This is a genomic window from Maribacter orientalis (assembly GCF_900109345.1).
GTDB lineage: Bacteria > Bacteroidota > Bacteroidia > Flavobacteriales > Flavobacteriaceae > Maribacter > Maribacter orientalis.
Genome location: NZ_FNZN01000004.1, coordinates 156,895 through 175,160 on the forward strand (window position 1 = coordinate 156,895; position 18,266 = coordinate 175,160).

Below are 18,266 nucleotides of genomic sequence, written 5' to 3' on the forward strand. Positions count from 1 at the left end.
AGCTCATTTGCATTTTATTTAACCTTATTCATAACTGCCTTTATATTCTCTAACTTTGTAACCGCTTTATGATCATCACTTAGAAAACCACTTGAAATCATAGAAATCAGTGGTGCTTTAGACAAAGTTTCAGTCATTGCCGTACCAGATAAATGAACAATACTAAAACCCTTTTTCTTAAAAAGTTCAACATTACCTGCATTTATTCCTGAACCTGGCATTATTTGAACACGAGAATTTTGCAGCTTTAAATCAGACAATAAATCAATACCTAAGAGTGCAGACTTTTGCTGGCCAGAAGACAAAATATAACTTATCTGTAAATCATCTAATTGCTTAAGGGTTCTAAATGGGTCTTTAACCCAATCAAATGCCCTATGAAATGTAAACGTTAAATCACCTGCTGAAGATTTTAATTTTCGTGTTCGTTCTACATCCAAAGTAAAACTTTTGTTAAGCACCCCAGATACGACACCTTCAAATCCCAGTTCCTTGCATAGCGCTATATCGGTCAACATAATGTCAAACTCTGCATCCGAATACGTAAAATCGCCACTTCTAGGACGAATCAATACATGAACAGGAATACTCACTTGTTCTTTTACCGCTTTCAACAATCCGTAAGATGGAGTTAATCCCCCTACTGCCAACTCAGAACATAACTCAATGCGGTCTGCACCAGCACGTTCGGCAACTAAGGCAGATTCTAACGAATTAGCACAAACTTCTACTAGCATATTCTTATATTTAGGCTTGTTAAAAGTAAAGAACCCAACCCATGAAAAGAAGAAAGTTCCTTAGAAAATCAAGTACGGTTGCTGCAGGAATAATGTCAGCTCCATTGTTAGCATCCTACACTGAAAAAACAACTTCGAAAGAAACAAATTCTATCGGAATTACCCCTATCGCTATTTGCACATGGGATTTCGGTAACGCGACCGCCAAAGCATGGGAAGTATTAAAAGTTGGTGGCAGCTCGCTTGATGCCGTTCACCAAGGCGTTATGGTCGAAGAAAACGATTTAAATAACAGTACCGTTGGTAATGGCGGTAGACCTGACCGTGATGGCAATGTCACCTTAGATGCATGTATTATGGATAAGGATGGTAATTGCGGAGCTGTTTTAGCAATGCAAAATATTGCGAATCCAATATCCGTGGCTAGAAAAGTAATGGAAGAAACACCACATGTTATGCTTGCAGGTAAAGGAGCAGAACAATTCGCGTACGAGCAAGGTTTTGAGAAAACCGACTTATTGACCGAAGAGTCAAAAGAAGCATGGTTAAAATGGAAAGAAACCTCACAGTACAAGCCCATAATAAATATAGAAAATCATGACACCATAGGCATGTTAGCTATTGATAAAAAAGGAGATATTTCAGGAGCTTGCACCACTAGTGGCATGGCCTACAAAATGGCTGGTAGAGTTGGAGACTCTCCAATCATAGGTGCAGGATTGTTTGTGGACAATGAAATTGGTGGAGCAACCGCTACAGGTGTAGGTGAAGAAGTAGTGAGAACAGTTGGTAGTTTTCTTATTGTTGAATTAATGAGACAAGGAAAGTCACCACAAGAAGCTTGTGAAGAAGGTGTTAAACGTATTATCGCAAAAAATAAAGACAAACAAGATTTTCAAATTGGCTTTATTGCTATTAATAAAAAAGGAGAAACAGGTGGTTATTGTATTCACCCAGGGTTCACCTATAGAACATATACCAAAGATGGTCACATAAATAACCCATCAGATAGTTATTTGAAAAGTTAAGACAGGTTGACTTAGAAAAATTTTAATGTCTAACCACTTGACTAATCCTTGGGTTAGTTTCCCTTTCAATTTGTACTTTTAATCCCTCACATTTAATATTCAAAAATGGCAGATCAAAAAAGACTCTTTTTGCTAGACGCATATGCATTGATATTTCGTGGCTATTATGCCTTGATAAAAAATCCTAGAATCAACTCTAAAGGCATGGATACGTCTGCGATAATGGGATTTATGAATTCTTTGCTCGATGTAATTAGAAGAGAAAAACCAGACCATTTAGCTGTATGCTTTGATAAAGGAGGTAGTGTAGAGCGTACAGATATGTTTGAAGCCTATAAAGCAAACCGTGATGCAACGCCCGATGCCATTCGTATAGCGATACCCTATATTCAGAATATTTTAGAAGCGATGCATATACCTAGTGTAGTTTTAGAAGGCTGGGAGGCAGATGATATTATCGGTACCTTATCCAAACAAGCGGAAAAGGAAGATTACAAAGTATTTATGGTGACTCCGGATAAGGATTTTGGACAATTAGTTTCAGAAAACATATTCATGTACCGCCCTGCACGCATGGGTAATGGCATTGAAATATGGGGAATTCCAGAAATTCAAAAACGCTTTGGAGTTGAACGACCAGAACAGGTTATTGATTACTTAGGTATGATGGGCGATGCCAGTGACAATATACCCGGTCTACCAGGTGTTGGCGATAAAACTGCCAAAAAATTCATTGCTGAGTTCGGTAGTATGGAAAATCTTTTAGCAAATACTGATAAGCTGAAAGGAAAAATGAAAGAGAAGATTGAAGAAAACAAAGAACTTGGAATTCTTTCTAAAAAGCTAGCAACTATCTGTATTGATTGTGATGTAACCTTTAACGCATCAGATTACGAACTTTCTAGGCCTGATTTTGAAAAAGTTCAAGAAATATTTGAAGAGTTAGAGTTTAGAAGATTAAAAGAGCAATTCCTAAAACTGTTTTCAAATGAATCTGAAGAAACAGTAACACAAGTAACCGGCACACCAACAGGCAAAAAACAAGAACAAGATGCAGGATCAGGTCAGTTTTCGCTTTTTGGTAGCCCTAGTGATTCACCTGTAACCATTAAAGACTATTCAAGTAGACAAACAATTACCGATGTAGCTCATGCATACCAAAGTATAGCCCCTGGCATGGCATTAAAATTGTTTCTTCAAAATTTGATGAAGCAAACATCTGTTTGTTTTGATACAGAAACTACAGGATTGAATCCTTTAACGGCAGAATTAGTAGGAATTGCTTTTTCTTGGGAAGCCACTAAAGGTTTTTATATTCCTTTTTCTGAAGATAAAGCAGAAGCTCAAGCCCTTATTGAAGAACTACGCCCTTTCTTTGAATCTGAAAAAATTGAGAAAATAGGTCAGAACCTAAAATATGACATCAAAGTTTTAGACAAATATAATGTTGATGTAAAGGGACCTTTGTTCGATACCATGTTAGCGCATTACCTTATCAATCCTGATATGCGTCATAACATGGATGTTTTGGCGGAAACCTACCTTAACTATACTCCAATATCTATTACCGAACTTATTGGAAAAAAAGGTAAGAACCAGTTGAATATGCGAGAAGTTCCTGTAGAAAAACAAACGGAGTATGCAGTAGAGGATGCCGATATTACTTTTCAACTGGCACAACATTTTAGACCAGAGCTTAAAGAAGCAAATACAGAAAAATTATTCCAAGAAATTGAAATTCCCTTATTACGGGTATTAGCCGACATGGAATTGGAAGGAATAAATCTTGACAAAGAGTTTCTTAATTCACTCTCTTCAGATTTAAATAATGATATCGCTACCCTTGAGAAGAAAATTTATGAAGACGCTGGCACCGAATTTAACATTGGTTCACCAAAGCAGTTGGGTGAAATCTTATTTGACAAACTAAAACTTGTAGAAAAACCTAAAAAGACAAAAACAGGTCAATACTCAACTGCAGAAGATGTGTTATCGTATTTAGCAAAAGACCATGAAATTATTCAAAATGTTTTAGACTATAGGGGTTTGGCTAAATTGAAAAGCACTTATGTAGATGCTTTACCAGAACAAGTTGAACCATCTACCGGGCGTGTTCATACAGATTATATGCAAACAGTTGCTGCAACAGGTCGTTTAAGCAGCAATAATCCCAATTTGCAGAACATTCCAATTCGAACCGAACGTGGTCGTCAAGTTCGTAAGGCATTCATCCCAAGAGATGAAAATTATACGTTATTGGCTGCAGATTATTCTCAAATAGAACTTAGAATCATTGCTGCTTTAAGCGAAGAAACCACTATGATAGAGGCTTTTAAAAATGGCGAGGATATTCATGCTTCAACCGCATCAAAGGTTTTTGATATTCCTATAGAACAAGTAACCCGTGAACAACGTAGTAATGCTAAAACGGTCAATTTTGGAATCATTTACGGAGTATCTGCGTTCGGCCTTAGTAATCAAACAGATTTATCAAGATCAGAAGCAAAAGAACTTATAGACACGTATTATAAGACCTACCCAAAATTGCGTAACTATATGAGCGAGCAAGTCGATTTTGCTCGTGAAAATGGTTATGTACAAACTGTTTTAGGCCGAAGAAGATATCTTAAGGATATTAACGGCAGCAATGCCATTGTTAGAGGCGCCGCTGAACGTAATGCAGTAAACGCTCCTATTCAAGGTAGTGCCGCTGATATTATCAAAATAGCCATGATCAACATTCATAAAAAGCTTGAAGAAGGTAATTACAAATCTAAAATGCTTTTACAGGTACATGATGAATTGGTGTTTGATATTTACAACCCAGAGTTAGAGGAATTAAAAACTTTAATAAAGTCTGAAATGGAGAATGCCTACAAATTAGATGTTCCTTTAGATGTGGAAGTAGGTGTAGGAGAAAATTGGTTGGTGGCGCATTAACACTATTTTCCTAGATGTTAAACCTTCTTAATATTACAAGAAACACATTTAACAAGACGTTAGGTATTTACTATTCTATTGTAAAATACCATGAAAAACGTAATATTATTTGTCATTTTCATAACCGCTATTCATCTAGGTTTTTCCCAATCATATAAACAAGAAATAAGTGTTGAGACTAAAAACACCATAAAAATAAAAGTTTTTCCTAATCCAGCAACTAATGTTATAAATGTTTTAGGTCTTCATAATTCACCCAATGCATCGATTATAATAACAGACATGTACGGTACGCAGGTTATCTCGCATCATTGGGTAATTCAGCATAACGCCCTTAATATTCCTGTTTTTAATTTAGAGAAAGGGGTTTATTTGCTAACCATTCAAACGGAACATCAAAATATACAGCGTAAGTTTTTTAAGGAATAAAATATCTATTATTGAAAAACAAAATTGTAGGTCAATGCAAATAGTGGACTATTTAAAATAGAAAGTTCATAAGAACCTAATGGGCTTCCCAAAAACACATCTGCATCAACACCTGCCTGACGTTGGGAATAATATATATTAAAAGGATTTCGACGACTATAAACATTATAGATTGTAAATGTCCAATCGCCAATCCATCTTTTATTTACTTTCTCACCATACTTTATATTCCAAGAGAAATCTAACCTATGGTAAGGCCGAAGTCTTGCATTGTTACGTTCAATAAAAATTGGAACATCAATATTTTCTAATTTAAAAACACTATTTGCAACAGTATAAGGTCTTCCTGTTTGCCCTGTGAAATTAAAACTCCATGTATTATACTTATCTCCTTCAAAATTTATGGTTGAATTTACAACGTGTGGTCTATCAAAATCTGAAGCATACCAATTATTATTATTTATTCGATCTCCAAGATTTTCATTATCGGATCTTAACAAACTTCTAGACCATGTATAGTTTAACCAGCCATTTACTTTACCACTAGATTTTTTTATACTAAACTCAACACCATATGCCCTACCCTCACCCTGAATGACATCTCTTTCTAAAAACTCTTCAAGAAAAAAATCTGCTCCAGGCTTAAAGGTCAAGTTATTTTTAGAATCGCGATAATACCCTTCTAAGCCCAGTTCAACAGCATTATTCGCCAAATTTTTATAAATCCCTAATCCATAAGTATCACTTATTTGGGGTTTTATATTTGAATCAGAAGTCTTCCATCTAGAAGTAGGCAATGGTGTTGTTGAATTATATACATTTTGAAGATATTGGTTTAGTCTTGCGTAACTTGCCTTTATCGATGTAGTTTCATTTAATTTTATATTAGCTCCTAGTCTAGGCTCCAATCCATTATAAGTCTTCACCCCTGCACCCTTTTCAAAATCAGTAACACCTAATAACAAACCTGTTGTTTGATCTAATTGTGCTTGTTTATAAGGACCTACAAGAACATAATGACTAAATCTTAAACCAGCTGAAATGGCCATATTGGTAACTGGCTTAAAATTGATATTACCATAACCAGCAAATTCATAACTGTTTTCTTCAGCCAAAGATACCGCTACTACACTATTTCCATTACCTGGGCGTAATTCTCCTGGTCTAATCTGATACTTATTAGCCTGAACACCTACATAATAATCTAGATTAGATTTAATCTCTTTAGAAAATTCTGTAGCAAAACTTTGATAGTTAATTTTAGATTCGAATATAATTTCATTTGGATTATCTACTTCTGGAAAAATAGTTTTTGGTGTATAATCACTCATTACTAAGAATGTTCTTAGATTACTTTTATCATTAAAAGAATGCCTCCAATTTAGCGTGCCATTGAGCGTTTTAAAATCATACTGATTATTTTTCGCATTGATATTCTGTATTTGTGTAATCAAATCCAATTGATAAAAATCTTTACTATAAAATCCAGTAAATGTTATTTGATCATCTTCTGTTGGCAGATATAATAATTTTAAAGTACTATCATAAAATTTAGCCTTTGTATCCTTTAATCGTTCTGAAACCAAAGGCAATAAAAAATCTGTGAGACCTGCTCGTCCGCCAAAAGTCATCATTAGCTTATCTTTAATTATAGGCGTTTCAATATTCAAACGACTTGAAACAATACCTATTCCCCCACTCAATTTAAATTTGTCTACATATGGATTTTTCACCTTTATATCTAATACCGAGGTGATTCTACCACCGTATCGTGCAGGAATATTAGCTCTATACAAGTCAACACTTGAAATAACATCTGGAGTAAATACTGAAAAAAGACCAAAAAGATGGGTTGGGTTAAATACAGGCGCATTATCTAATAGTAATAAATTTTGATCTAAAGCGCCACCCCTAACTGATAACCCATTACTGATTTCACCAGCATTATTTACCCCTGCCAAAAGAGTCATACTCCTTAAGACATCTGCCTCGCCAAGACCTGATGGTATTTTTTTCAACTCTTGTGTTTGTAATTGCAAGGCTCCCATTTGGGGTAATTCCAAATTATCATTAATGCGTTTAGCTCTAACAACAACTTCAGAAAGCTGCTCTTGTTCTTCAACAAGGTTAATTATAATTTTCTTCCTAGAGTTTAAGTTAACATTAGTGGTCTCACTTTTAAAACCGATATAATTAACATGAACCGAATAGGTATTTTGAGGAAGATTAATAGAGAAAATTCCATTATTATTTGTGATTCCACCACATGAACATTGATCGATAATAATTTCTGCACTCTCCAATGGTTGCTGTGTTAGCTCATCCATAACTTCTACAACTAAAAGATACTCTTGAGCTGCAATTGTAGTTGAGCATAAAACCGTAAACACTAAACCCAAAATAAGATTTATGGCTTTCCTTGAAAAATGATTTTTATCTTGATCTAATTCATCCATGCTTCTGGCTGTATCGCTGTTTTAAATCTTCCTTCATTACAAGGAGCTTCTATAGTTGCAGGGGGTGGGTAAGGAGACATAAATGTTGGTTCAATGCTCAATGGCATTTGAGTTTCCAATGAATTTTCTGGAATATCACCTCTTTTAATAAAAATATCAGCACTTGATGTAGCAGCGGCAGTGAACCTGCCAAACACAAAATCATCTGAATCGTTTGGGTTGTATATATTACCTATTAATGCTGCTGGCGGAGGTGCATTGAACCCACTATTATTATCGACCAAGTCTTTTAAGACTTTATAATAATCAAATGCATCTGGAGTCAACGATAACTGTTGAATTTCTACCACAATATTTTCTTTTGTATATAGTGGTACATTGGCAACAATTAAATCAGTTGTAGTCTTTCCGTTTGAAAATTTATCATCAAATATCGATATACTTTCTGGATATCTAATTTTCCAACAATCTGTGTCACAAGTGTAACTAAAATAATCAGGTGTAGATATGCTGGTAGGGCCGCATAACCCATCACGGTAAATACCATCAAAACAGACTTGGCAAACCAATAAATTTTCATAAGATTTGAATGTCCAGTAATAATAATTCTCTTCATTAACCGGATCATCAAAAGTAATTGAAATAGCATGGCCAGGTTCAAAAGAGCCTGTTCCGTCATTATATTGCAATTCGGGATTATAGGAAGCCTTAATATTTGAAATAGGAACAGATTCCAATACTGTTTCAGGTTGGGAACGGTATTGCCTGCCGTCTTCTAAGACAACATCAATTTCCCACTGCTCACCCACATTAGCCTTAAATTCGATTGAAGGCACATATGCCCCTTCCAATTCTACTAATTCAACTACTTGGCCCGTCAAAGAATTTACAAATGAAACAGATGCTCCATTTTCAAATTTTGTTTTATTTATTCCAAATTCATTTACCGATTTATTAATTATCACATAAGAGCCTCCTTTTACAGTCGTAGCTATACCCTCTATAAAAACCAAACCTTCTTTAAACTCAAACTCAGGTTCAACCGGATCTATACAATTTGTAAGGAAAAATGGCGATACTAATAAAAGGAATTTGACAATTAATTTATTCATTGAAATATTCAAAAAAGTACTATTGTGATTTTTAAAGATAGTATTAAATATCACATAGAGTTCTTTTATAAAAAAACCCTCACAAATAATTGTGAGGGCTTATATCTAGAATAAAAAAAATTATCTTTTTACGAAAATCATTTGTCCGTCATCCGAAAAGTTCGGAATTTTCAAATCAGCAGCATCAACGGTCATAATATCTCCATCTATAGAAACAGTAATATTTAAAACTTCGCCGTCACTTTTAGTAGTCGTCACTGTAGTACCATCAAAAGTATAGGTGCTTGATTCGATGTCAGACTCAGTTGGACAAGGAATATCTAAACCCGTACCAGTTGCATTTACTTCTACATAGTTTGCTGAATTAGAAGCACTAGCCGTTAAATCTTCGTTAAATGTCAAGGTAACTACATAACAATCTTTATCCGTTAAAAGATCCAGAATCCCTTTTGCAAATTTTGTGTTATCCGACGCTGTAGCATCATCAATTACAAGTTCAGTGGCATCCCAAGTGCCTAAAATAGCAGTGCTTGCAACTTGGGTTTCTGCTTCGCTATCATTTTTGTCTGAACTACAAGAAATGAGCACCAGAGCCATCCCTAAAAAGAATAAAATATGTTTATACATCGTTGTTAAAATTGGTTATTAACCTTTTAAAACGAAATTATCAACATATTATTTCACAAACAAATTTCACTTATAAAACAAAACGATAGGTAGCTTTTATTAGAAATGTATTATCCTTCTTTTGTCCAAAGATTTGAGCATCTAAATTATTCCCTAGGGTTTCATAAGGATTTGCAGAACCTACAACACCTTGCGACCATACCAAAAAGATTTCTGAACCAGGTATATACTCCCATCTTAAAACAAGATTTGACCTAAACTGAACGAATGAAAAATCTGGATTTTCTATTTCATAATCAACTATTCCATCTATATCTTCATCTATCAAATAAGGATTTCCAATATCTGAACTACTAATTTGATTATTAGAAAACAAAGTCACCCGTTCATTAAGGTTTTCAGCTATCGGGTTATTTACAAAATTTAAATCGGTATATGTGCCTCTAGAAATAAATGGTTGTCCGTAATATTGAATTGATAGATTCGGATTTAAACTGTAATTGAATCGGATAGAAGTGCTGAACGTTCGTTGATCAATATTACCTGTAATATATCTTGGAGTACCATTAAAGCTTTTTTCAGTTACATATTGCGTTTTATTGGGATTCTCTTCATATTCAGATGAGATAGAAAGACTAAAAGCATCGAAAGGTTGGTAGTATAACCGTAAAACATAACGCTCTAAAGAGAAGTTATTTTCAGCCGCCTGACTATTAACGTAGCCTAATGTAAAACTTACCTTTTTTCTGTTATCAGAACCAAAAAAGAGATATCCGAAATTCTCATCAGACCATCGCCACCTTGGTCCACCCCGTAGAACTGTGTTCGAAAATATTCTTGGTTTATGTGCCCCTCCAAGTTCAGTCCACCAATTATTCTTATAATTTATAAATCCTTCAAATTGATATTGAACTCTGTTGTAATTACCTTCAAAATCAAAGGTTGTATACTGACTTAGTTCCATTTGCGCACGACGATAAAAATTGGTTGGTTTTAAAAACAATCGTTTAATAGATGCTGTTTGCTTAATTTCATCGGCCTGCCTTAAAAAACCAATATCATTCAATTCTAATTCTGGCGACCTCCATATCAATCCACCATCATAACGCCAATTTCCACCACCGGCTTTGCCTATTTCTATTTTACCGCCAGTACCTGACATCGAGGTTCTTGTAGAATCAACTTCTACATGACCAGCATCTACTCTTTGAAATAAATGGGTTATACTATTTTGAGTTTCGGCAATAGCCTTTTCACTACCCGTAATATGACTTGTAACAAAATTACTTTCAAAATAATAGTTTCTATTTTTCCAACTATGTCTAAAATCGACTCCACCGGTATAGGCGGCACTTCTTAGAAAATTCAATTCATCGGTAAGGTTTCTATTTGTGGCCGTAAAAATTCCTCCGATATACGAATTTCTCTCATTAAAATCTTTCTGAACTCTACCGACAAGGTAGTTTGTTAATGGCTCAACAAGCTCAGACCTTCTATTACCGGCAACATCTTCAACATCTGCAAACATTTTACCCGTAACACTTTCCAAAAGACCTAATGACCACCCATTTTTTGTCTTTCCTGAAAATTTAGCGGCTCCTAAAATGGTCGAATTGGTAGGTTCATCAATAAATTCAGTAGCAGTCGCAGTAGTAAAACCTTGTGGACTTCTGCCGATTCTTCTACTGTAAAACACGTTATCATTACCATCAGCAAATTCGTAATCAAAAATATTCTTGTTTTCTATAAAAAAAGGCCTTCGTTCTTCAAAGAAAATTTGAAAGCCATCTAATGCAATAGCTCCAGGATCCGCATCTACTTGTCCAAAATCAGGATTTACAGTCAAATCTAAAGTAAGATCATTTGTGAGTCCGATTTTAGCATCTAACCCTACATTTAGCTTATAATCTCGCCCATCTCTAAACGGATTGCCATCTTGTGCGGGATATCTATCGTATTGATTAACCAAAAACGGTTGTATTTCTAATTGCTTTTGAGGCTTTATATTATTTAACCCTTTTAATCTTCCAAACTCACTTACCCAACCTGGAGCTTCTAATGAAATAGGTTGCCATATAGAGCGCTCTTCGCCTCTAAAATATCTTCTATGCACTTGAAGACCCCAAATTTGTTCTTTCTCAGAACCAAACTTTAATTGACTAAAGGGTATTTTCATTTCAGCTGTCCATCCTTCCGCATCAATATTTGTAGATGTATACCAAATAGGGTTCCAACTAGAATCCCAAAAATCCCCATTTTGTGAAATAAATTCATCGCCTTTAACGCCAGCTGCTGATACATTAAATGAAAAACCAGTTCGCTTGTCACTATAACTGTCAATATTCACTTCTATCCAATCACCAGAAAAACTATCACGTCTTGAAAGACGTTTCTCAATTTTACTAGGTATACTATCTAAACATTTAATACCAACATATAAATATTTATCATCATACGTAATTTTAAACATGGTAGCCTGGCTAGGCAACTTACCGTTATTAGGTTCAAAAACGGTGAAATCACCATCCCAATGAACATTATCCCATGCGCTATCTGAAAGAATTCCATCAATAATTACCGACTCTCCAACAGGTATTGGCGCTGTGATATATTCCTTGATAATCTTTAAAGTGTCTTTTTGAGCATAAGTAAGAGTAAAACATAAAATAAATATTAGACACAGATAAAGATATTTAAACATAATAATGCGTTCTTTGGTTGATTGGTGATGATAGTAGAGTGACGCAAAAAATACCTACTTGTTACAATTTTGGCACTAAATGAGATAAGTTTAACAGTAATACATTAGCTTAACAGCCTCTAGAAATTATATTTACAATAAAAATGTAAAAATAAAGAAACAAGTATTTGCAATTCAACTTAATAATCGTAGATTTGCAGCCCCTTTGACGGGATTGATTAAAATAATAGTTAAAAATAGCAGTAGTGGATACATTAAGTTATAAGACCGTTTCGGCCAACAGAACAACTGTAAACAAAGAGTGGTTATTGGTAGATGCCGAAGGAGAAACATTAGGACGCATGGCTTCAAAAGTCGCCTATTTGTTAAGAGGAAAGCACAAGCCAAGTTTCACCCCTCATGTTGATTGTGGTGATAATGTTGTTATTATCAACGCGGAGAAAATTGTTCTTTCAGGAAATAAATGGTCTGATAAGACGTATTTAAGATACACAGGCTACCCAGGTGGTCAACGTTCTACTAGCGTAAAACAATTATTGGATAAAAATCCAGAAGGTATTCTTGAAAAAGCAATAAAAGGGATGTTACCTAAAAATAGATTAGGCGCAGAACTTTTCAGAAACCTTAAAGTTTACGCAGGTACTGAGCATGGTCAGGAAGCACAGAAACCAACTGTTGTTAATCTAAAAGACATTAAATAAGATGGAAGTAATTCATAAAATTGGTCGTAGAAAGACCGCTGTAGCTAGAGTATATCTTTCTGATGGAAATGGAGACATTACTATCAACAATAAAGATTTAAGTGTATACTTTCCAACTGCAACACTTCAATATAAGGTAAAACAACCTTTCACTTTAACCGAGAGTTTGGATACTTATAACGTAAAAGTAAATGTTTACGGTGGTGGTATCACAGGTCAAGCAGAAGCTATTCGCCTTGCTCTTTCAAGAGCAATGTGTGAGATTGATGCTGAGAATAGAACTATCTTGAAGCCAGAAGGCTTATTGACAAGAGACCCAAGAATGGTTGAACGTAAGAAATTCGGTCAGAAGAAAGCGCGTAAGAAATTCCAATTCTCGAAACGTTAATTCAAATCACAAAATTACCAGGCACCCTTTTTGGGTGCCTATTTTATATATTTTATCACACTGGAAAATCCAGATTATTAACAAGTTCATTGAAAGTCCTTTGAAGGACAATTAAAAATCCTTTAGTCACTTATGATTAAGGGTAAATTAGTTTAGCATCTAAATGGTGAAGGCTTTTGCACAATTGCAAATACCACTTTACCATTGCTAATTCATAAGAACGTAAACTAAATTTAAAATGGCGAGAGTCGAAGTAAAACAATTATTAGAAGCAGGTGTGCATTTTGGTCACCTAACAAGAAAGTGGAATCCAAACATGGCTCCTTACATCTACATGGAGCGTAACGGTATTCACGTTATCAATCTTTACAAAACAGTTGCAAAATTAGATGAGACCAATGAGGCTCTTAGTAAAATTGCAGCATCGGGTAGAAAAATACTTTTTGTAGCTACCAAAAAACAAGCAAAGGACATAGTAGCTGAAAAAGCAGCTAAAGTAAACATGCCTTACATCACTGAAAGATGGCCAGGGGGTATGTTGACTAATTTCGTTACAATTCGTAAAGCTGTAAAGAAAATGGCTTCTATCGATCGAATGAAAAAGGATGGTACATTCTTAACTCTTTCTAAAAAAGAAAGACTTCAAGTAGATCGTTTACGTGCAAAATTAGAAAAGAACCTTGGTTCTATTTCTGAAATGACACGTTTACCAGGTGCATTATTCATCGTTGATACAATGAGAGAGCACATTGCAGTTAAAGAAGCTCAAAAATTGAACATTCCTATTTTCGCAATGGTTGATACAAACTGTGACCCTAGAGATGTAGATTATTTAATACCTTCCAATGATGATGCTTCTAAGTCAATTGACATCATTATGACAGAAGTTACCAATGCGGTTGCCGAAGGTCTTGCTGAACGTAAGTCTGAAAAAGGTGATGCTGCTGAAGGTAAATCTGATGATAAAAAAGAAAAAGCTCCTAAGAAAAAAGAAGCAGCCGATAAACCGGCACCATCTCCTGAAAAGGTTGATACTAAACCAGCTCCTGTAGTTGCTAAAGCACCAAACGTTGAAGTTGATGTTGAGGCTACCAAAGAAACAGTTGCTAAAAAAGAAAAAGTTGAGGCAGATGACTTAACTAAAGTAGAAGGTATCGGACCTAAAGCTGCTGAAGCATTGGTTGCTGCAGGTATTGCTACATTTGCTGATCTTTCTAAAGGAGATGCTGAAAAAATCAAAGAAATCTTAACAGAAGCAAGTTCAAGAATGGCTCATTTAGATCCTACTTCTTGGCCAAAACAGGCTAAAATGGCCGCTGATGGTAATTGGGATGAGCTTAAAGAATGGCAAGACAACACTAAAGGTGGTGTAGAATAAGCATCTACATTTTTTTATATAAATAAATTAAGAATAACCCCCTAAAAAGGGTACACTAAAAGTAAAAGAAATGGCAAAGATTACAGCCGCAGAAGTTAATAGATTAAGAAAAACGACGGGAGCAGGAATGATGGATTGCAAAACAGCTTTGGTAGAAGCTGAAGGTGATTTTGAAACTGCAATTGAAATTCTTCGTAAAAAAGGTCAAAAAGTTGCAGCAAAGAGAGCCGATAGAGAATCTTCTGAAGGTGCTGCTATCGCTAAAGTAAATGATGCTCACACTAGTGGTGTTATCATTTCACTTAACTGCGAAACTGATTTCGTTGCTAAAAACGAATCTTTTGTAACGTTGGCTACAGAATTGGCAGATTTAGCAATCAATTTTGATACTAAAGAGGCATTCTTAGCTGCTGATTATAAAGGCATGACTGTTCAAGAAAAACTTATTGAACAAACAGGAGTTATTGGTGAGAAAATTGAAATCGGAGGTTTTGAGACTTTAAGCGCTCCTTTCGTTGGTTCATACATACATGCAGGAAATAAAATTGCTGTTCTTACAGGTCTTTCAGCTGCGGTTGATGGCGCTGAAGAAGTTGCAAAAGATGTTTCTATGCAGGCTGCAGCAATGAACCCTGTTGCATTAAATGAGGATGGTGTTGATCAATCTGTAATCGATAAAGAAATCGAAATTGCAAAAGATCAATTACGTCAAGAAGGCAAGCCAGAAGAAATGCTTGACAATATCGCAAAAGGTAAATTAAAGCGTTTCTTTAAAGACAACACCTTGATTAATCAAGACTTCATTAAAGACAGCAAACAAAGTGTTTCTCAATACGTAAAATCTGTTGATTCTAAATTAGAAGTAACAGGATTTAAAAGAGTAGCATTAGGTTAATTACAATACAACTAACTCAATAAAAAACCGTCTTACTGTTAAAAGTAGACGGTTTTTTTATTTATTCTATTTAAACTTTAATCTTTAAATTTTCAAGGAATAATACGCTTAGAGCAGATATTACTTAATATTTTAACCACGCATTACGCAAAGAGACTTCCTTTTCAGTTGCATCTTTTATAAGAGTTATTTTTTTGACCATCTTCATAGGTGAACCTACAGTTCCTTTGACAGTGACCATCTCTCCATTTCTTTCTACAGTAACCTCAATAACCTTTTCAGGAGTCCAACTAAAACTTTCACCTATAATAGGCCGTAGCGATTCAATAGTAATCATTTCTCCATTAATTGCCCGTAAAACATCACCACCCTTTAATTCTAAATCATTGAAAAAAGAGTTTAATTTTATTCCCTCTCTTATAAATACAACGCTATCATTCTCTATATCTACATCAATATATGGCACTTGACCATCAAAGAAATATCCTGTTTGCTGTTCAACATCCAAGATAGTTAAACCAACCTTTTTCAAATAAAGTTCATAATCTATTGGATTAACGCCAATTACATGATTTTTAAAAAATGTATCTACCTCAGGATATGTCATTTCTACTATCTCTTCAAACAAATCGTCATCTTCGAAGGGAACATTCACTCCATATTTCTTAGACAACTGCTTTAATAGCCAAAGCACACCTTTTTCACCATTACTTTTCTCACGTAACACTAAATCTAACGACATATTGATTAGAGCACCTTTTTCATATACATTGGCATAATTCGCCTTATATGGTTCTTCTAAAACATTCTTGCTCATAATTGTAAAAGACATAGTATCATCATAGAATTTAGAGTTGTCAATCTTCTTTAACATTCTTTCATAAAACTCTTCCTCTGAAATTAAACCCTGTTGAACTTGAAACAAATTCGCAAAGTACTCGGTGGTACCTTCATACATCCATAGATGTTGAGACATTTTAGGGTTATTAAAATTAAAGAACTGTATTTCTTTAGAGTGAACCGATAATGGTGTTACAATATGAAAAAATTCGTGAGAAACTACATCAACCATTGCCTGTTCCAACCTTTCCATTGGCATAGCCTCAGGCAAAACAACAACAGTAGATGTATGGTGTTCTAAAGCGCCAAAACCATGTGCGTCAGGTGTATTTATATCTGACAGATACAATAAAATATTATATTCTTTAGTACTATCTACATCACCCAAAAATTTCTTTTGCGCACCCATCATAGTCATCATCCTATCTTTTAAATCTACAGCTTTATACACTCCGTTAGGAGAAAAGAGGCTTAACGTTACAGTGATTCCGTTAATTTCGAATATCTCACTATTTGGCACAGCATACATGATAGGATTATCAATAACATCGAAATATCGTTTAGCCGTGAAACCATCCCAAAGTGCATCTGGTTTTCTGTTCGGTTCAAGAGACAGTGACGTAGTAGCCTCAAGTGTTTCAGGTTTGTGGACTAAAATAGTGTATGGCGTTTCTTGAAAACCATCAAAATAACCAACAAACCCATGCAGGTTAAGCATAAAATTGCTTCCCTTAGAAATATTGGTGCCAGCCGGTGAGAAGACCGCGTCAGCAACTTCGTTCTCAGTATCATAGGTATCATTCACCAAATATTCAACCTTATCTAGTTGATTACCATTCGAAATACTCCAAGAATTTTCATCAAAATTAACAACCTCAAGTTGATTACCTTTATAATCGAGCGCCTTAAAATCTTGAATATACTTTCCGTAATTATCCGAACTATATGTACCAGGTACGGTTTTAGGTATTCTAAACAATACCGTTTCAGTTGCAAAATAACTTGGGTTTATTTCAACCCTAACACGATCATCAACAACATTTACCAAATCTATCGTAGTTAAAATTGGACCAGCATTCTCAAATAATAATGATTTACCTGTTCCACAGGCATTAAACAATATTGCTAGAGCAAAGACTATTATTATTTTTCTCATGATCAATAACTAATTTTCTTGTTAATTTAAGGATGCCAAAGATATATAATCTATGATATACCATTCTGAAAGAATTATGTTTTGCTTCCACAAAATATTGACCACACCCATCAAATATTTTCATTATTTTTGATGGCAAATAAAAAATAAAGATGCACTACAAAAGAATTCTTCTAAAATTAAGTGGCGAAGCACTAATGGGTGAAAAGCAATATGGAATTGACTCCAACAGGCTTAACGAATATGCAGAAGAGATTAAGGAAGTAGTAGAAAAAGGAATTGAAGTAGCTATTGTTATCGGCGGAGGAAATATTTTCAGAGGATTAGCAGGTGCAGCTACAGGTATGGATCGTGTACAAGGAGACCATATGGGTATGTTGGCAACTGTAATAAATGGTCTAGCCCTGCAAAGTGCATTAGAAATGTGTGGTGTTCAAACCAGACTACAGTCTGCAATAAAAATTAATGAAGTAGCCGAACCTTTCATAAGAAGGAGAGCTATGAGACATCTTGAAAAAGGAAGAGTAGTTATTTTCGGTGGCGGAACCGGCAACCCCTATTTCACTACAGATTCAGCAGCAGTTTTAAGAGCCATTGAAATAGAGGCCGATGTAATTCTAAAAGGTACTCGTGTTGACGGTATTTACACATCAGACCCAGAGAAAGATAAAAACGCCACCAAATTTGATACGATATCTTTCAACGATGTCCTTAAAAAAGGCTTGAAAGTTATGGATACGACCGCCTTCACATTAAGTCAAGAAAATGAACTACCAATTGTAGTTTTTGATATGAACAAAAAAGGAAACTTACTTAAAATTGTTGACGGCCAAAGTATTGGTACAACAGTCAATATTTAATTTTGGTACAGTTTATGT

14 protein-coding genes are annotated in these 18,266 nt (G+C 34.9%); 8 read left to right on the forward strand and 6 right to left on the reverse strand.

Features of this window, described 5'->3' with window-relative positions:
• Nucleotides 1-14 precede the first annotated feature (14 nt).
• Complete coding sequence (locus BMY56_RS10345) at nt 15-737, reverse strand: copper homeostasis protein CutC (RefSeq protein ID WP_091623621.1); 723 nt, start codon at nt 735-737, stop codon at nt 15-17.
• A 41-nt stretch (nt 738-778) separates the two neighbouring features.
• On the opposite strand from BMY56_RS10345, the gene BMY56_RS10350 reads away from it, so the two are divergent.
• From BMY56_RS10350 to BMY56_RS10360, 3 genes are all read left to right on the forward strand, one after another.
• Nucleotides 779-1,765, forward strand: a complete 987-nt coding sequence (locus BMY56_RS10350; RefSeq protein WP_091623624.1) for an isoaspartyl peptidase/L-asparaginase family protein — start codon at nt 779-781, stop codon at nt 1,763-1,765.
• A gap of 105 nt (nt 1,766-1,870) precedes the next feature.
• Nucleotides 1,871-4,705 carry a DNA polymerase I gene (gene polA / locus BMY56_RS10355; RefSeq protein WP_091623627.1) on the forward strand — a complete coding sequence of 945 codons (2,835 nt, stop codon included), beginning with the start codon at nt 1,871-1,873 and terminating at the stop codon, nt 4,703-4,705.
• 90 nt (nt 4,706-4,795) lie between these two features.
• Nucleotides 4,796-5,134, forward strand: a complete 339-nt coding sequence (locus BMY56_RS10360; RefSeq protein WP_091623629.1) for a T9SS type A sorting domain-containing protein — start codon at nt 4,796-4,798, stop codon at nt 5,132-5,134.
• 8 nt (nt 5,135-5,142) lie between these two features.
• On the opposite strand, the gene BMY56_RS10365 is transcribed toward BMY56_RS10360, so the two are convergent.
• From BMY56_RS10365 to BMY56_RS10380, 4 genes are all read right to left on the reverse strand, one after another.
• On the reverse strand, nt 5,143-7,590 hold the full coding sequence (locus BMY56_RS10365) for a TonB-dependent receptor (RefSeq protein ID WP_091623632.1): 2,448 nt from the start codon (nt 7,588-7,590) through the stop codon (nt 5,143-5,145).
• Nucleotides 7,578-8,702 (reverse strand): DUF4249 domain-containing protein, encoded by a 1,125-nt coding sequence (locus BMY56_RS10370; protein ID WP_091623635.1) that lies wholly within the window; start codon nt 8,700-8,702, stop codon nt 7,578-7,580. Before BMY56_RS10370 ends, BMY56_RS10365 begins: the two co-directional genes overlap by 13 nt.
• Before the next feature lie 120 nt (nt 8,703-8,822).
• On the reverse strand, nt 8,823-9,329 hold the full coding sequence (locus tag BMY56_RS10375; RefSeq protein ID WP_091623639.1) for a lipocalin family protein: 507 nt from the start codon (nt 9,327-9,329) through the stop codon (nt 8,823-8,825).
• 70 nt (nt 9,330-9,399) lie between these two features.
• Nucleotides 9,400-12,030: a DUF5916 domain-containing protein gene (locus tag BMY56_RS10380; protein WP_091623641.1), complete on the reverse strand. Its 2,631-nt coding sequence runs from the start codon at nt 12,028-12,030 to the stop codon at nt 9,400-9,402.
• Between the two features lie 245 nt (nt 12,031-12,275).
• Here BMY56_RS10380 and rplM point away from each other — a divergent pair, with 245 nt between their 5' ends.
• From rplM to tsf, 4 genes are all read left to right on the forward strand, one after another.
• Nucleotides 12,276-12,731, forward strand: a complete 456-nt coding sequence (rplM, locus tag BMY56_RS10385; protein ID WP_091623643.1) for a 50S ribosomal protein L13 — start codon at nt 12,276-12,278, stop codon at nt 12,729-12,731.
• A 1-nt stretch (nt 12,732) separates the two neighbouring features.
• The gene (gene rpsI / locus BMY56_RS10390; RefSeq protein ID WP_027064994.1) at nt 12,733-13,119 is read left to right on the forward strand and encodes a 30S ribosomal protein S9; all 387 of its coding nucleotides are present in this window, start codon (nt 12,733-12,735) and stop codon (nt 13,117-13,119) included.
• Nucleotides 13,120-13,357: 238 nt separating this feature from the next.
• Nucleotides 13,358-14,497: a 30S ribosomal protein S2 gene (gene rpsB / locus BMY56_RS10395; RefSeq protein WP_091623646.1), complete on the forward strand. Its 1,140-nt coding sequence runs from the start codon at nt 13,358-13,360 to the stop codon at nt 14,495-14,497.
• Nucleotides 14,498-14,567: 70 nt separating this feature from the next.
• Entirely contained in the window at nt 14,568-15,392 is an 825-nt protein-coding gene (gene tsf, locus BMY56_RS10400) for a translation elongation factor Ts (RefSeq protein WP_091623649.1), read from the forward strand.
• 124 nt (nt 15,393-15,516) lie between these two features.
• Here the strand turns inward: tsf and BMY56_RS10405 are convergent, their stop codons facing one another.
• Complete coding sequence (locus BMY56_RS10405) at nt 15,517-17,388, reverse strand: M61 family metallopeptidase (protein WP_091623652.1); 1,872 nt, start codon at nt 17,386-17,388, stop codon at nt 15,517-15,519.
• 152 nt (nt 17,389-17,540) lie between these two features.
• Here BMY56_RS10405 and pyrH point away from each other — a divergent pair, with 152 nt between their 5' ends.
• Nucleotides 17,541-18,248 carry a UMP kinase gene (gene pyrH / locus BMY56_RS10410; protein ID WP_091623654.1) on the forward strand — a complete coding sequence of 236 codons (708 nt, stop codon included), beginning with the start codon at nt 17,541-17,543 and terminating at the stop codon, nt 18,246-18,248.
• The last annotated feature ends 18 nt before the right edge of the window (nt 18,249-18,266 follow it).

Excerpts from the sequence above, each read along its gene's own strand:
- BMY56_RS10370 (WP_091623635.1), bottom strand. The coding sequence starts at position 8,702 with ATGAATAAATTAATTGTCAAATTCCTTTTATTAGTATCGCCATTTTTC.
- BMY56_RS10345 (WP_091623621.1), bottom strand. The coding sequence starts at position 737 with ATGCTAGTAGAAGTTTGTGCTAATTCGTTAGAATCTGCCTTAGTTGCC.
- BMY56_RS10380 (WP_091623641.1), bottom strand. The coding sequence starts at position 12,030 with ATGTTTAAATATCTTTATCTGTGTCTAATATTTATTTTATGTTTTACT.
- tsf (WP_091623649.1), top strand. The coding sequence starts at position 14,568 with ATGGCAAAGATTACAGCCGCAGAAGTTAATAGATTAAGAAAAACGACG.
- BMY56_RS10375 (WP_091623639.1), bottom strand. The coding sequence starts at position 9,329 with ATGTATAAACATATTTTATTCTTTTTAGGGATGGCTCTGGTGCTCATT.
- BMY56_RS10405 (WP_091623652.1), bottom strand. The coding sequence starts at position 17,388 with ATGAGAAAAATAATAATAGTCTTTGCTCTAGCAATATTGTTTAATGCC.
- rpsI (WP_027064994.1), top strand. The coding sequence starts at position 12,733 with ATGGAAGTAATTCATAAAATTGGTCGTAGAAAGACCGCTGTAGCTAGA.
- BMY56_RS10360 (WP_091623629.1), top strand. The coding sequence starts at position 4,796 with ATGAAAAACGTAATATTATTTGTCATTTTCATAACCGCTATTCATCTA.
- pyrH (WP_091623654.1), top strand. The coding sequence starts at position 17,541 with ATGCACTACAAAAGAATTCTTCTAAAATTAAGTGGCGAAGCACTAATG.
- polA (WP_091623627.1), top strand. The coding sequence starts at position 1,871 with ATGGCAGATCAAAAAAGACTCTTTTTGCTAGACGCATATGCATTGATA.
- BMY56_RS10350 (WP_091623624.1), top strand. The coding sequence starts at position 779 with ATGAAAAGAAGAAAGTTCCTTAGAAAATCAAGTACGGTTGCTGCAGGA.
- rpsB (WP_091623646.1), top strand. The coding sequence starts at position 13,358 with ATGGCGAGAGTCGAAGTAAAACAATTATTAGAAGCAGGTGTGCATTTT.
- BMY56_RS10365 (WP_091623632.1), bottom strand. The coding sequence starts at position 7,590 with ATGGATGAATTAGATCAAGATAAAAATCATTTTTCAAGGAAAGCCATA.